Annotated in this window: 13 protein-coding genes; 6 read left to right on the forward strand and 7 right to left on the reverse strand. The window is 73.0% G+C overall.

The genetic code is table 11. The features are described from left to right. Nucleotides 1-8: 8 nt before the first annotated feature. Nucleotides 9-584, forward strand: coding sequence for an LOG family protein (locus ACFW3D_RS19980; protein WP_500505542.1), 576 nt, complete (start codon nucleotides 9-11; stop codon nucleotides 582-584). 13 nt (nucleotides 585-597) lie between these two features. On the opposite strand, the gene pdxR is transcribed toward ACFW3D_RS19980, so the two are convergent. Continuing rightward, on the reverse strand, nucleotides 598-2,064 hold the full coding sequence (gene pdxR, locus ACFW3D_RS19985; RefSeq protein ID WP_500505543.1) for a MocR-like pyridoxine biosynthesis transcription factor PdxR: 1,467 nt from the start codon (nucleotides 2,062-2,064) through the stop codon (nucleotides 598-600). A gap of 46 nt (nucleotides 2,065-2,110) precedes the next feature. Here pdxR and ACFW3D_RS19990 point away from each other — a divergent pair, with 46 nt between their 5' ends. The 3 genes from ACFW3D_RS19990 to ACFW3D_RS20000 are packed head-to-tail and all read left to right on the forward strand — an operon-like array spanning nucleotide 2,111 to nucleotide 4,745. After that, complete coding sequence (locus ACFW3D_RS19990; protein WP_500505544.1) at nucleotides 2,111-2,611, forward strand: carboxymuconolactone decarboxylase family protein; 501 nt, start codon at nucleotides 2,111-2,113, stop codon at nucleotides 2,609-2,611. Nucleotides 2,612-2,644: 33 nt separating this feature from the next. Beyond that, nucleotides 2,645-3,754, forward strand: coding sequence for an MIP/aquaporin family protein (locus tag ACFW3D_RS19995; RefSeq protein ID WP_500505545.1), 1,110 nt, complete (start codon nucleotides 2,645-2,647; stop codon nucleotides 3,752-3,754). A 16-nt stretch (nucleotides 3,755-3,770) separates the two neighbouring features. Further along, on the forward strand, nucleotides 3,771-4,745 hold the full coding sequence (locus ACFW3D_RS20000; RefSeq protein WP_500505546.1) for an SLAC1 family transporter: 975 nt from the start codon (nucleotides 3,771-3,773) through the stop codon (nucleotides 4,743-4,745). Between the two features lie 88 nt (nucleotides 4,746-4,833). Here the strand turns inward: ACFW3D_RS20000 and ACFW3D_RS20005 are convergent, their stop codons facing one another. Then, nucleotides 4,834-5,427 (reverse strand): TetR/AcrR family transcriptional regulator, encoded by a 594-nt coding sequence (locus tag ACFW3D_RS20005; protein WP_500505547.1) that lies wholly within the window; start codon nucleotides 5,425-5,427, stop codon nucleotides 4,834-4,836. A gap of 370 nt (nucleotides 5,428-5,797) precedes the next feature. Between ACFW3D_RS20005 and ACFW3D_RS20010 the strand changes: the two genes are divergently transcribed. Further along, nucleotides 5,798-6,565, forward strand: a complete 768-nt coding sequence (locus ACFW3D_RS20010) for an SDR family NAD(P)-dependent oxidoreductase (RefSeq protein ID WP_500505548.1) — start codon at nucleotides 5,798-5,800, stop codon at nucleotides 6,563-6,565. Nucleotides 6,566-6,782: 217 nt separating this feature from the next. Here ACFW3D_RS20010 and ACFW3D_RS20015 read toward each other — a convergent pair whose 3' ends face one another. The 5 genes from ACFW3D_RS20015 to ACFW3D_RS20035 form a co-directional block, all read right to left on the reverse strand. Next, nucleotides 6,783-7,979 carry a metal-dependent hydrolase family protein gene (locus ACFW3D_RS20015; RefSeq protein WP_500505549.1) on the reverse strand — a complete coding sequence of 399 codons (1,197 nt, stop codon included), beginning with the start codon at nucleotides 7,977-7,979 and terminating at the stop codon, nucleotides 6,783-6,785. Between the two features lie 92 nt (nucleotides 7,980-8,071). Beyond that, complete coding sequence (locus tag ACFW3D_RS20020; protein WP_500505550.1) at nucleotides 8,072-9,259, reverse strand: MalY/PatB family protein; 1,188 nt, start codon at nucleotides 9,257-9,259, stop codon at nucleotides 8,072-8,074. Between the two features lie 80 nt (nucleotides 9,260-9,339). Next, on the reverse strand, nucleotides 9,340-9,561 hold the full coding sequence (locus tag ACFW3D_RS20025) for a hypothetical protein (protein ID WP_500505551.1): 222 nt from the start codon (nucleotides 9,559-9,561) through the stop codon (nucleotides 9,340-9,342). A gap of 147 nt (nucleotides 9,562-9,708) precedes the next feature. Continuing rightward, complete coding sequence (locus ACFW3D_RS20030; RefSeq protein ID WP_500505552.1) at nucleotides 9,709-10,503, reverse strand: class I SAM-dependent methyltransferase; 795 nt, start codon at nucleotides 10,501-10,503, stop codon at nucleotides 9,709-9,711. A gap of 90 nt (nucleotides 10,504-10,593) precedes the next feature. Beyond that, nucleotides 10,594-10,998: a nuclear transport factor 2 family protein gene (locus tag ACFW3D_RS20035; protein WP_500505553.1), complete on the reverse strand. Its 405-nt coding sequence runs from the start codon at nucleotides 10,996-10,998 to the stop codon at nucleotides 10,594-10,596. 567 nt (nucleotides 10,999-11,565) lie between these two features. Between ACFW3D_RS20035 and ACFW3D_RS20040 the strand changes: the two genes are divergently transcribed. After that, nucleotides 11,566-12,507: an NHL repeat-containing protein gene (locus ACFW3D_RS20040; RefSeq protein ID WP_500505554.1), complete on the forward strand. Its 942-nt coding sequence runs from the start codon at nucleotides 11,566-11,568 to the stop codon at nucleotides 12,505-12,507. The last annotated feature ends 4 nt before the right edge of the window (nucleotides 12,508-12,511 follow it).

Consider the following 12,511-nt stretch of genomic DNA (forward strand, 5'->3'; position numbering starts at 1 on the left):
TTCACTCCATGACAGCGATACCTCCCACCGCTCCCTCCTCCAAGTACATCTGCGTCTTCCTCTCCTCCGCCGATCTCGACGAGCGCTACACGCGGCCGGCCCGCGAGTTCGCGGAGCTCGTCGGGAGGGCGGGTCACACCCTGGTGTGGGGCGGGTCGGACACCGGGCTGATGAAGGTCGTCGCCGACGCGGTACGGGAGTCGGGAGGCCGGCTCGTGGGGGTCTCGGTCGAATTCCTCCGGCAGTGGGCGAGGCAGGACGCCGACGACATGGTCTTCGCCGAGGACCTCGCCTCCCGGAAGGCCATGCTGCTCGCCGCGTCCGAGGCGGTCGTCGTGATGCCCGGCGGCTCGGGCACCCTGGACGAGCTGACCGAGGTCCTGGAGCTGAGGAAGCACGGGCTGTACGACAAGCCCGTCGTGCTGCTGAACACGGCGGGCTTCTACGACGGGCTGATCCTCCAGCTCCGGCGGATGGACGAGGAGGGCTTCCTGCCGCTGCCCCTGGCGGACCTGGTGTCCGTCGCCGACACCGGCGCCGCCGCGTTCGCCCGCCTGGAGCGTGCGGAGAGCGTCCCCTCCTGAGCGTCCGCGCGCCTCACGGCAGCACACCGCACAGGGTGTCCAGCGCGCCCGTCCACGCGCTGTCCGAGGGCGCAGCGTAGTTGACCACCAGGGCGTCACGACGCGGCAGTTGCCCGCCGGCGACCGCCGCTTCGTGGGCGAAGTCCCTCAGTCCGCTGACCGCGAGTCCCTGCCGGGCCGCGGCCCGGACGACGGAACCCTCCGTCCCCCGGGGGAGTTCGAGGACGACCTGCAGCCCGGCCGCCATGCCGACGGCGCGGACGCCGGGAGCCCGTTCCGCCAGGGCTGCGACCAGCTCGTCGCGGCGGCGCCGGTAGCGCTGCCGCATCGAGCGCACATGCCGGTCGTACGCACCCGAGGCGATGAACTCCGCGAGCGTCAGCTGCTCGAGCGTGCTGGACATGTAGTCGCCGTACCCTTTGGCCTCCACGACCTCCGGGACCAGGCCGTCCGGGAGCACCATCCAGCCGAGCCGCACCCCCGGCGCGAGCGACTTGCTCGCCGAGCCGAAGTACACCACCCGCTGCGGATCGAGGCCCTGCAGGGCGCCGACGGGCCGGCGGTCGTAGCGGAACTCGCCGTCGTAGTCGTCCTCGAGGATCAGGCCGCCCGTATCCCGCGCCCAGGCGACGGCCGCCGTGCGCCGCTCCGGGCTGAGGGCGACGCCCGTCGGGTACTGGTGGGCCGGGGTCAACAGCACCGCGCCCGCTTCCGGCAGGCGTCGCAGGTCGTCGGTGCGTGCGGCGTTCTCGTCGACGCACAGGGGCTCGGTCCGCAGACCGGCGTCGGTCAGCAGTTCGCGGTGGAGGTCGAGGCCGTACGCCTCGACGGCCACCGCTCGCACCGTGCGTGTCCTGAGCACCCGCGCCAACAGTGCCAGTCCGTGGTGGAAGCCGGAGCAGACGACGATCCGGTCCGGCTCGGCGTGCACCCCGCGGGCCCGCGCCAGGTAGTCCGCGAGGACGGTGCGCAGTTCCGGGCGGCCGCGGGGGTCGCCGTAGCCCAGGGCGTCGTTCGGCGCGGCGGTCAGGGCGCGGCGGGCGGCGGCGAGCCATTGGGTGCGGGGGAACCGCGCGAGGTCCGGCGCACCGGGCTGCATGGCGTACCTGGGCCGGGTCCGGGCGGGAGGCGCCGGGGCGGGGGCGGGGGTGCCGGTCGTGGTGCTCTGCGGCCCGGTCCTGGGGGCCACCCGGGTGCCGGAGCCCTGCTGGGCGGTGAGCCAGCCCTCGGCGACCAGTTCCGCGTAGGCCTCGACGACGGTGTTGCGGGAGACGCCGAGGTCCACGGCGAGCGTCCGGGAGGGCGGCAGCCGGGTACCGGGCGCCAGTCGTCCCGTGCGTACGGCCTCCCGCAGGGCGTCGGTGAGCCCCGTGCGCAACCCGGTCCCGCGCAGCTCCAGGTGGAGGTCGGCGCCGAACGCCGACGGGGACGGCTGCGGGGGCGGCGGATCGGCGGGGGAATTGGTCCGGTAATCCCTCATGCCATTGGACCATACTCCAGTACCACCTCGTGTTTAGCGTTGCGGCATGGCGATGAACGAAGCACCTGAGAACACCACCCGTCTTCCGGAACACACGGCCCGCATGGACTGGGCGAAGCTCGCCCCCGAGGCCTTCAAGGCGCTGGTCCGGCTGGATTCCGCGGCCGGGCGCGGGGTCGACGCCGGCCTGCTGCACCTGGTGAAGGTCCGCGCCTCGCAGATCAACCACTGCGCCTTCTGCCTGGACATGCACAGCAAGGACGCGCTGGCCGCCGGCGAGTCCGCGGAGCGCGTCATCCAGCTCGGGGCCTGGACGGAGGCGAAGCACTTCTACACGGCACGGGAGATCGCCGCGATCGAGCTCACCGAGGCGATCACCGTCGTGACGGACGGGTTCGTGCCGGACGAGGTGTACGCGAAGGCCGCCGAGCGGTTCGACGAGACCGAACTGGCCCATCTCATCGCCGCGATCGTCGCGATCAACGCCTTCAACCGCATCGGGGTCTCCACCCGCATGGTGCCCGGCCACTACACCCCGCGGGCCTGACCCGCCGTGCGGCCGGCCCGCCCTGCACCCGAAATGCCCACCCACCCCACGCGGGCGGCGGTGCCACCGCCGGGACCGGCGGCGTCCGGTCCGGTGGTCGGCACCGCCCCCGCCGGCGACCACACCGACGAGGAGATCACGGTGGGCACCGCTCCCCCTGCCCCTCCCCCTCCCCCACGCCGACCGCCCCTGACCCGTGCCGTCGACGAGTTCGTCCTCACGACCGTCCTGCTGTTCCTGGCGGTGACGGTCGTACGCTGGCTGCGCGACCCCGGATCGCCCCTCTGCATCGCGGACCTGCGCATCGCCCTGGTGGCCATCGGTGCGATCAGCGGCGCCATCCTCACCGGCCTCATCCTGAGCCCGCCCGGGCGGCGCAGCGGCGGCCACACGAATCCCGCCGTCACCGTCGGCCTGTGGCTGATGAAGGCCTTCCCGGGCCGGCACGTCCTGCCGTACGTGCTCGCGCAGTTGGCCGGCTCGGCCGCCGGCGCGGCCCTGGCGCGCCTCGCGTGGGGTCCGGCGGTCGCGCTCCCGTCGGTCTCGCATGCCGCGATCCGGCCCGCCCCGACGTGGCAGCCCCTGTCGGTCTTCCTCGCCGAGGCAGGGGGCATGCTCGGGCTGACCCTCGTGGTCGCGTTCTTCGTGGCACACCCCCGCCACGTCCGCGGACTGGCTCCCGTCATCGGCTTGTGCGTGGGGCTGGTCATCGCCACGCTCGGCCCGCTCAGCGGTGGCTCGGTCAATCCGGCCCGGCAGTTCGGTCCGGCGCTCCTCTCCGGACAGACCACCGACCTCGCGATCTATCTGCTCGCGCCCGTCCTCGGGGCGGTACTCGGGGCCGGGATCCACCGGGTGTCCGTCGCGCGGCGGCGCGCCCCCGCTCCCGCGACGGCAGCCGTCGCGCCCGGCCCGCGGCGTACCCGGAGGCGCCCGGCGCCTGCGACCACCCCGGCGGCGCGGGCGCGGTCCGCACGGAACCGAACCGCGCGGGCTGACCACCCGAGGCCCCAGGGGGCACGGTCCCGCTGGGCGGATGTACCCGCAGGCCGTCGAGCGGCAGGGCTCGCCTCCTGGCGCCGCCGCATGGCGCTGTCGCGTCAAACCCTCAACGCCCGGGAGCCCCGTCAGAACAAAAGGTGAGATAGTTTCTCATATCATGACAACGCGACCGATCCCGCTGAACTTCTTCGGCATGCCCTTCGGTCTCGTCGGCCTCGCGGACGCCTGGCTGACCGCCGCCGCTGCCGGTCGCGTGCCACGGGGAGTGGGGGACGGGCTGCTGATCCTTTCGGCGGTCGTGTGGCTCCTGGTGACGGTCGCCTACCTCAACCACGCGCTGCGGGCCCGAGCCCTGGTACGGGACCTGACCGACCCGGCGGCCGGCCCGTTCGCGTCCTTGTGCGTGATCGTCCCCATGGTGATCGCCGCGAACGGTCTGCACGCGCACGCGGCGACGGCGGGACGTGTGGTGGTGGACGTGTTCCTCGTGCTCACCGTGCTGCTCGGCGCCTGGTTCACCGGTCAGTGGATCTACATGCGGGTCGACGTCGACCGGTTCCACCCCGGCTACTTCCTGCCGACGGTCGCCGGCGGCCTGCTGGCCGCGGCGTGTGCGGGGGCGGTGGGGCAGCAGCGACTGGGCCAGGTGATGTTCGGCCTGGGGACGGTGTGCTGGGTGATCCTCGGCTCCGTGATCATGGGACGCCTGCTGTTCCGCCCCCTGCCCCCTCCCCCGCTGCTGCCGACGCTGGCCATCGAGGTCGCCCCCGCCGCCGTGGCCAGCACCGCCTACTTCACGCTCTTCACCGAGTCCATCGACGGTGTCGCGGCCTTCCTCGGCGGCTACGGACTGCTGATGGTGCTGGCCCAACTGCGGCTGCTCCCCGCCTACCTGAAGCTGCCCTTCATGCCGAGCACCTGGGCGTTCACCTTCAGCTGGGCCGCGGTCGCCGCCGTCGCGATCCACTGGGTGGAGCAGCAGCGCACGCCCGGGGCCGCCGCGTACACCTACGTCCTCCTCGCCGCCGTCACCTTGCTCATCGGCGGCATCGCCCTGCGGACCCTGGTCGCCCTGGCCCGGCGCCGGTTCCCGCCTCCGCCGCCGGCCGAGCCGCAGGCCGCCGGCGCCTGAAGTCCACGGGGCGTACGCCGGAACCGCAGCCCGGCTCCCTGAGGGCCGAGGTGCCACATCGACGTGCCGTCCCCGCCCCGAGCCCGGCTCACGGATGCGGCGGCAGACCGTGCAGGACGAGAGCGGAGAGCGCGTCGGCCATGGCGTTCCTGTCGTGTTCCGCCGTAGGGAGATCGCCGGGGTCGAGCCGGTCGGCGATCGGGTCCTGTGCCAGCGCCAGGGCGGGGCCCGTCACGGCGAAGTACAGGATGTGCGCCGGGACTCGGGGGATGCGGCCAGCGGCCATGAGGCTGTTGACGACCGGTTCGACGCTGTCCCAGAACGGCTTGATGAACCGCTGGTGGAGATGGTCCAGGCGGCCGGAGTCCCGGGTCGACTCGTCGCTGAGGAGCCGGTTCATGGCAGAGTCGTTCGCGGCGAGCCGGTACAGGTGGACGATGACGCTTCTCAGGCGTTCGTCGTCGTCGCGGCACTCGGCGAGGAGCCTGTCGAGCGCCGGCTGGGCGTCGTGCAGCGCGAAGTCCACGACCGCCCGCCAGAAGTCGTCCTTCGACCCGTACCGCTCGTGGACGAAGTTGTGGCTCACGCCGAGCCGCCGGGCCAGTTCCCGCATCGTGGTGCCGGCGTAGCCGAGCTCGGCGAAGGTGTCGAGGCCCCGCCGGAGGATTTCACTCTCGCGCATTCGGACGGGGGCGTACTTGCCGCGGGCCGTCGCTGCCGGCGTCTGTCGCGGTGTTCCGTCGGTCACTCTGACATCGCTCCGTTCGGCGCCGGCCGACCCGGCGTCGCACCTTCCAGGACCGGCGCATCGTTGCAGGTCACCGGCATGTCACCGCCGAATCCCCGGGTTGGGCGGCAAGGCGGTCGCCGACGGCCCCAGTCTCCCACGCGGTGCTCAGCGGCCCGGGCTCCGGGCTTGCCGACCAGAGGTCGCTTGACGGCCGTCAAGCCCGGAAGGATGCTTGACGCATCAATCACTTCGTTGCTGTGGAACACCGACGGCCACCGCAACGCAGCCCGTTCACCACGTTCATCTGGCAGGAGAGAGTCCCATGGCACCCCTTCTCGACGGCAAGGTCGTACTGATCACCGGCACCGGCGGCGGCATGGGCCGCGTCGCGGCGCAGGTATTCGCAAGAGAGGGCGCGAAGGTGGTGGGTGCGGACATCCACACCGGCGCCAACGAGGAAACCGCCGAACTCGTACGCCGCGCCGGAGGCGAGATGACGAGCATCGCGCCCATCGACCTCACCGACCCCGAGCAGGCGCGCCGCCTCGTCGAAGACGCCGCACGCGCCTACGGCGGGCTCGACGTCGTCTACAACAACGCCGCCTCACTGCGCTTCGGCCCACTACCCGACTTCTCGGTCGAGGACTGGCACACCACCATCACCGGCGAACTCGACATCCCCTTCTTCGTCTCCGAGTTCGCCTGGTCCCACCTGGTCCGCGGCGGCGGCGGCGTCATCATCAACGTCGCCTCCATGGCCGGCATGATCGCCGGCGCGAACCCCCCGATGGTCGGGCACACCGCCGCCAACGCCGGCGTCATCGGCATGACACGGCAACTCGCCCTCGAAGGCGCACCGCACGGCATCCGTGCGGTAGCGATCAGCCCCGGCCCCGTCCTGACCCCCGCCAGCGACCGCGACCTCGGCGACGACCAGGCGGCCCGCGACGCGATCACCAGCAAGACCCTCCTCAAGCGCTTCGCCCGGCCGGAGGAGATCGTCGAACTGGCCGCCTTCCTCGCCTCCGACCGTGCCTCGTACATCACCGGCGCGAACTACGCCGTCGACGGCGGCGCCAGCGCCTGGTGACGCGGCGCGCCCGGCCCGCGCCTCCGAAGTCCCGGGGGTCGGGGACGTACCGGACCGGGGTCAGTGCTCACGGCTGCCGGAACGCGGTGCGGGCCGGGCCGCCGGGCGCTGACGGCGGGCCACGTGCCGCGGCATGAGGGGTGCGTGCCCGCCGAGCACGTCCAGGAAGCCGGCGGTCACCGGGTCGGGGCTCGGACGCACGGGCGTCCGGCGGCGGTCAGCGCACCCGGACGCCGGCCCGGAAGACGGCCCGCACGTCCAGCAGGGCCGCGGGATCCTCGACGGGATCGCCGTTGACGGCGAGCAGGTCCGCGTCGGCGCCGGCGCTGATCCGTCCCTTGCGGCCCTCCACACGGCACAGCCGTGCCGCGTGGCTGGTGACGCAGATCAGCGCGTCGACGGGGGACGCGCCCAGGCGGACGAGGTCGCCGACCCCGTGCGGGAGGACGTCGTGGGGCTTCGCGAGCCCGATTCCCGCGTCCGAGCCGATGACCACGTTGGCGCCCGCGGCGTGCAGGTCGCCGAAGGTGCGCAGGATGGTCTGCACGTGCGCGGCCAGGGCCTTGGGCGGGTCGATCGCCACGCCGGGTGCCATGCCCAGGGTGAGGCTGGCGAAGGTGCCACTGTCCACGATGGCCTCGGCGAGACCCACGTCGTACGTGGCACCGTCGGCATCGAGGAAGGTGACGTGCTCCAGGCTGTCGACGCCCGCGTCGAGGGCGTCCTTGATGGACTGGACCCCATGGGCGTGGGCGGCGACCGGCAGCCCGAGCCGGTGCGCCTCCTCCACGACCGCGCGCAGTTCCGCCAGGCCGTACTGGGAGGCGTGCGGGGGCACGGAACCGGGCGTCATGTTGCCGCCGCTGGCCATGATCTTGACGACCGCGCAGCCGCGGGCGTGGCGCTCGCGCACCGCGGCGCGCAGTGCGTCGATGCCCTCGACCTCGCCGCCGAAGAAGTGGCAGTGCCCGCCCGGTGTGGTCAGCGGGGGGCCCGCGGCCAGGATCTCGGGCCCCTGCTCCGGGGCCTCGGCCAGTTCCTCGACGAGGGCCAGCGAGAGGTAGTCGCGGTCGCCGAGGTCGCGGATGGTGGTGATGCCGGCCCGCAGTGCGGCCCGGGCCGCGGCCCGCATCTGCGCCAGCAGGTCCGCGTCGCTCGTCGCGGCCAGGGAGGTCACGGGGTCGGCGCTCGCGTCGAAGGCGAGGTGGGTGTGGGTGTCGATGAGGCCGGGCAGCAGGCATGCCCCCGGGCCGAGGTCGACGACCGGGGTGCCGTCGGCGGGCAGCGCGCCGGTGCGGTCCACGCGGACGATGCGGTCGCCTCTGACGTGCACCGTGGCGGGCCCTGACCGGGTGAAGCCGTCGAACATCGAACCGGCGTGTATGGCAGTGGAGTTGAGCAAAGTGGTTCCCATCGAACGGCGGTGTCGTGCGACCCGGCCCGGCAGGCATTCCCACCGGCGCGGGGCCGGCGGGACGTCGCGCGTCGTCGTGCCGGGCCTCGGGGTCAGGCGAGGGTCCCCATCCGGCGGACGGCCTCGCTGAGGATCTCCGGCGACGTGGCGAAGTTGAGGCGTACGTGCCCCGCGCCTCCCGCGCCGAACTCGAGCCCCGGGGAGAGGGCGACCCTGCCGCGTTCCAGGAAGGCGGCCGCGGGATCGTCGCCCGGACCGATGGCGCGGCAGTCCAGCCACGCCAGGTACGTCCCCTCGGGCCGGTGGTACCGGACGCCGGGAAGGTGCAGTTCGAGCAGATCGCCGAGGAGGCGGCGGTTGTCGTCGAGGTCGGCGAGAAGTGCGTCGAGCCAGCCGTCGCCGAGCCGCAGGGCGGCGGTCTGGGCGATGACGCCGATGCCGCTCACCTCGTGGGCGACGCTCAGGGGGATGCGCCGCAGGGCGTCGTCCGCCTCCTGTCCCCAGGTGAGCATCCCGGCACGGAAGCCGGACAGGTGCCATCCCTTGGATGCGGAGTGGACAGCGACGGCGTCCTCCGCGCCGGGGACCGAGAGGTACGGCACATGGCGCGCCCCGGCGAGCACGAGCGGCGCGTGGATCTCGTTCGAGACGACGCGCACCCCGGACTGCCGCGCCAGTACCGCCACCGCGGACAGCTCCTGCGCGGTGTGGACCGTTCCGGTCGGGTTGTGGGGACTGCACAGCAGGAAGACGGTGGGGCGGCCGCCGTCGACCGTCCGGCCGAACGCGGCGCGCAGCGCGTCGAGGTCGACGCGGTGGTCCGGCCCCAGCGGGGCCTCCACGACGCGGCGGCCCAGTCCCTCGGCGATGTACCGGTGGGGCCCGTACCCCGGGGAGTTGACGACGACCACGTCGCCGGGCGCCGTCGTCACCTTGAGCGTCTCGGCGATGCCCGCGAGCGTGGAAGGGACGACCAGCGTCCGCTCGGTCGCCACGCGCCATCCCCAGCGCTTCGAGGCGAACTGGTCCCAGGCCTCTGCCATCGTCGCGTCGAAGGGCGGGTAGCCGGTGTCCCCGCGTTCGAAGGCCAGGGTCACCGCGTCCACGACGGCGGGGGCGGGGGTCGCGTCCATGTCGGCTATCCACAGCGGCAGGACGTCCTGCGGGTGGTAGCGCCACTTGACGCCCCTGCGCTGCCGCAGCTCGTCGATCGTGAGCCTGCGCAGGGGGCCTGCCGCTCCGCGCGCCGTGCCCGATGACTCGAGTCCTGCGGCTGCCATGGCCTTTCCCTCCGTTGGCGTCGCACCCCACGGTAGCAGAGTGCTTGATTAGTCAAGCAATCGCGGTGCCGCGGGCGTGCTCAGCCGGCCTCACCGGTGGGCATGATCGTGTCCTGCCGGAGGTTGACGCGTGCCGGCCGGAAGGCGAGGAAGCCCACGATGCGGGCGATGTCCTCCGCCGTCGACCACTGCGTCGTCTCCGTGGAGCCCGCCGGCCAGTCCCGGACACCGGTGCCGGTGCCGGTGACGGTGACGTGGCTCCGCAGGCCCGTCCCGACGATGCCCGGCTCGATCGCCGACACCCGCACCTTCTTCTGCCCGGACTCCGTGCGCGGGTGCCGGGACGTCCGCGCCGCCCGGGCCGGTTCTCACCCGGTCGGCGGCGGCCCGCACGGCCTGGGCGTCGCCAGGAAACGACTCACCGGATCGGTCCTCGACCGGGCCCCCGATCAGGACGCGGCCGAGCCGGTGGCCGGCTCCGGGGGCACCTCCAGGGCGAAGAGCATGAAGCTCAGCGTGGGGTTGCGGAACTCGTCGGGGTACAGTTCGCGGGCGGCCGGATCGACTTGGGGCTCGCTGATGACGGCCAGCCGGAATCCGGCCGCGGTGAAGGAGCCCGTCATCGCCTGCAGCGACCTGCGCCAGAATCTCATCGGCGCCGGCTGCCCCACCAGTTCGGCCCAGTCGTCCGTGTAGTCGGTGGTCTCGAAGTAGTTGGGCCGCGGATCCTGGATCACGTAGTCCACGAAGGGGTGCTGGACCGACGCGATCAGCTTGCCGCCGGGCCCGAGCACTCGCCGCATCTCGGACAGCGTCGGCCCCCAGTCCTCCAGGTAGTGCAGCACCAGTGACGCGACGACGATGTCGAACGCACCGTCGGCGAACGGCAGCGGGTCGCCCAGGTCGGCCACCCGCAGGTCCGCCTCCGCGCCCAGCCGGCGCCGCGCGAGCTCCAGCATCCCGGCGCTGGAGTCGACGCCGGTGACCAGGGCACCCCGATCGCGCAGCGCGGCGAGCAGCGGGCCGGCGCCGCAGCCGGCGTCGAGGATCCGGCGGCCGGCCACGTCCCCGGCGAGGGACAGCATCGCGGGCCGCTCGATGCCGGCGTTCTGGAGGCTGGTCTCGTTCTGGGCCGCGTACGACTCGGCGAAGCTGTCGTAGTCGTTCACCTGGGCCGGAGGGGTGGGCGGGGCAGGGTTCTCGGCGGTGGGCACGCTGCGGTCTCCGTCTTGTCGTCTCGGCATACGCACTGGGGTCGTTCCGGAGATCGACGTCGATTCGGTGCGCCCCGGTTCCGGCGTGGTCGTGGGCGTCCACCGGCTCCGCCACGTCCGCTACCCCGAGGGCAGCGTCGTCGGACTCGCCGGGCCGCTCGGCTGACGGCCGACGAGCGCGCTGATGCGCCAACTGCCGCCCTCGCGCTGGAGGGCCAGCGAGAGGTGCGCCGGTGCCTCCCACCCCGACGGCTCACGGAAGACCACTTCCGCGAAGCCACCGGCGACATGGTCGCCCATCCGGTAGCCCTGGACGTTCCCCACGTGGACCGTGCGGTGCCCGGGAACGTGCTCGTGGCAGCCGCGAAGCGCCCTGCGGCCGAACGTGACCGCGGGCCCGGAACCCTGGAGCAGGGCGTCAGGCGTGAACAGCTCGGCCATGACATGCAGTCGGCGGCCGTCGAAGGCGGCTTTCCACCGGGCCAGGACGTCGCGCATGGGGGCGTCCGCCGCATCGGCGCTCATGGCGCTCTCCCTTCGTGCCCCGAGCGGTCACGCGCGGCCTCGCGGTGGGCTTCAGCACCGCGAGGCCGCGTCCCCAGGCCCGGTCGAGCGTCGTCCCCACAAACGATGCTTGACCGGTGAAGCAATGAGAACACGGTGAGACCTATACGCTCAAGTAGCTTGTTTTGCCGACAAATGAATGCCCGGCGAGGGCGAGCATCCACGGCAGCCCAGCCGACACCGCCGGTCCGTGCCAGGCCGTGCCGCACCCCGGAACGCCGCTCCCCGGCACGGCGCGGCCTGTCACCGCCGGGGTCGTCGCGGAAGGCTTCCTCCCACCGGCCGCCCCCGTACACCCGGCAGCCCGGCGCAGCGGAGCGATCGCCGACGAAGCCGATCCCGCACCCGCCCGACGGCCGCGAGGAACGGGGGAACACGGCCGCCTCATCGATCAGGCAGCGGCCCGGCGCAGCGCACTCGCGCAGGGAGCCGCCGCCTGTCCGGACACACACGAAGACGAAGACGAGAGATTCGATGATCCGGCGTTCTCATCTGTCAGCGGCGCTCGCCGCTGCAGCCGCTGTTCTTGTGGCAGCCCCCTACGCATCGGCCACCACCCCGCTCACGCACACCGAACCCGCCGTCACCGACGTCAGGACCGTGGCGGCGTTCGACTTCTCCACCGGCGACGCGCCGGAGAACCTCACCGTCGGCCCGGACGGCTCGCTGACCGTCTCGATGCTGGGAAGTTTCGCCGGCAAGCCCCCGGAGCTGGTGCGGTTCAGCGCCTCCGGCACGCACCGGACGGTGCTGGCGACGGGCGTCCTGGGCGATACGTTCACCGGCAACACCCTCGGCGGCGACGGGACGGTCTACTACAACCTCTGGTCCGCCGACGCCTCGCGCTCCGGCGTCTGGGCGCTGCCCCCGAACAGCCGCACCCCCCGCCGCATCGCCGCGCTGCCCGCCGACGCCCTGCCCAACGGGTTGGCGATCGACCCCAGCGGGCGCACCCTCTACGTCGCGGACAGCCACAAGAGCACGATCTGGGCCGTACCCGCCGCCGGCGGGAGGGCGCACCCCTGGCTCACCGACCAGGCCCTCGCTCCCGTCCCGGACGCCGAGGCGTTCGGTGCCAACGGGCTGCGCTTCCACAACGGCGCCGTGTGGGTGTCGAACTTCAGTGCGGGCACGCTCATGCGGGTGCCGGTCACCCGCTCCGGCACCGCCGGCCCCGTCCACCGGGTGACCGAAGGCGCGTTCGGCATCGACGACTTCGCCTTCCTCGGCGAGCGTTCCGACGTGGTGCTGGCCGCTGTCAACGCCGCGAACCACGTCGAGGTGGTCCACCCGGACGGCACCAGGACGACCGTGCTGACCGCGGCGGACGGCCTCGCCTCGCCGACCGCCACCGCGGTGCGCGGCACCACCCTCTACATCACCGACGCCGGCGTGCAGGACCCCCATCACCCGCAGTTGCAGAGCGCGACGATCAACCCCCGCGCCCTGCGTCACGCCACGGGCTCCTGACCTG

Origin of the sequence: Streptomyces sp. NPDC058864 (genome assembly GCF_042742985.1) — a bacterium.
Classification (GTDB): domain Bacteria; phylum Actinomycetota; class Actinomycetes; order Streptomycetales; family Streptomycetaceae; genus Actinacidiphila.

What these genes read in the sequence shown, in the direction of transcription:
- ACFW3D_RS20015 (WP_500505549.1), bottom strand. Translation starts at nt 7,979, where the DNA reads ATGGGAACCACTTTGCTCAACTCCACTGCCATACACGCCGGTTCGATG.
- ACFW3D_RS20005 (WP_500505547.1), bottom strand. Translation starts at nt 5,427, where the DNA reads ATGCGCGAGAGTGAAATCCTCCGGCGGGGCCTCGACACCTTCGCCGAG.
- ACFW3D_RS20000 (WP_500505546.1), top strand. Translation starts at nt 3,771, where the DNA reads ATGACAACGCGACCGATCCCGCTGAACTTCTTCGGCATGCCCTTCGGT.
- ACFW3D_RS19990 (WP_500505544.1), top strand. Translation starts at nt 2,111, where the DNA reads ATGGCGATGAACGAAGCACCTGAGAACACCACCCGTCTTCCGGAACAC.
- pdxR (WP_500505543.1), bottom strand. Translation starts at nt 2,064, where the DNA reads ATGAGGGATTACCGGACCAATTCCCCCGCCGATCCGCCGCCCCCGCAG.
- ACFW3D_RS19995 (WP_500505545.1), top strand. Translation starts at nt 2,645, where the DNA reads ATGCCCACCCACCCCACGCGGGCGGCGGTGCCACCGCCGGGACCGGCG.
- ACFW3D_RS20035 (WP_500505553.1), bottom strand. Translation starts at nt 10,998, where the DNA reads ATGAGCGCCGATGCGGCGGACGCCCCCATGCGCGACGTCCTGGCCCGG.
- ACFW3D_RS20010 (WP_500505548.1), top strand. Translation starts at nt 5,798, where the DNA reads ATGGCACCCCTTCTCGACGGCAAGGTCGTACTGATCACCGGCACCGGC.
- ACFW3D_RS19980 (WP_500505542.1), top strand. Translation starts at nt 9, where the DNA reads ATGACAGCGATACCTCCCACCGCTCCCTCCTCCAAGTACATCTGCGTC.
- ACFW3D_RS20020 (WP_500505550.1), bottom strand. Translation starts at nt 9,259, where the DNA reads ATGGCAGCCGCAGGACTCGAGTCATCGGGCACGGCGCGCGGAGCGGCA.
- ACFW3D_RS20030 (WP_500505552.1), bottom strand. Translation starts at nt 10,503, where the DNA reads ATGCCGAGACGACAAGACGGAGACCGCAGCGTGCCCACCGCCGAGAAC.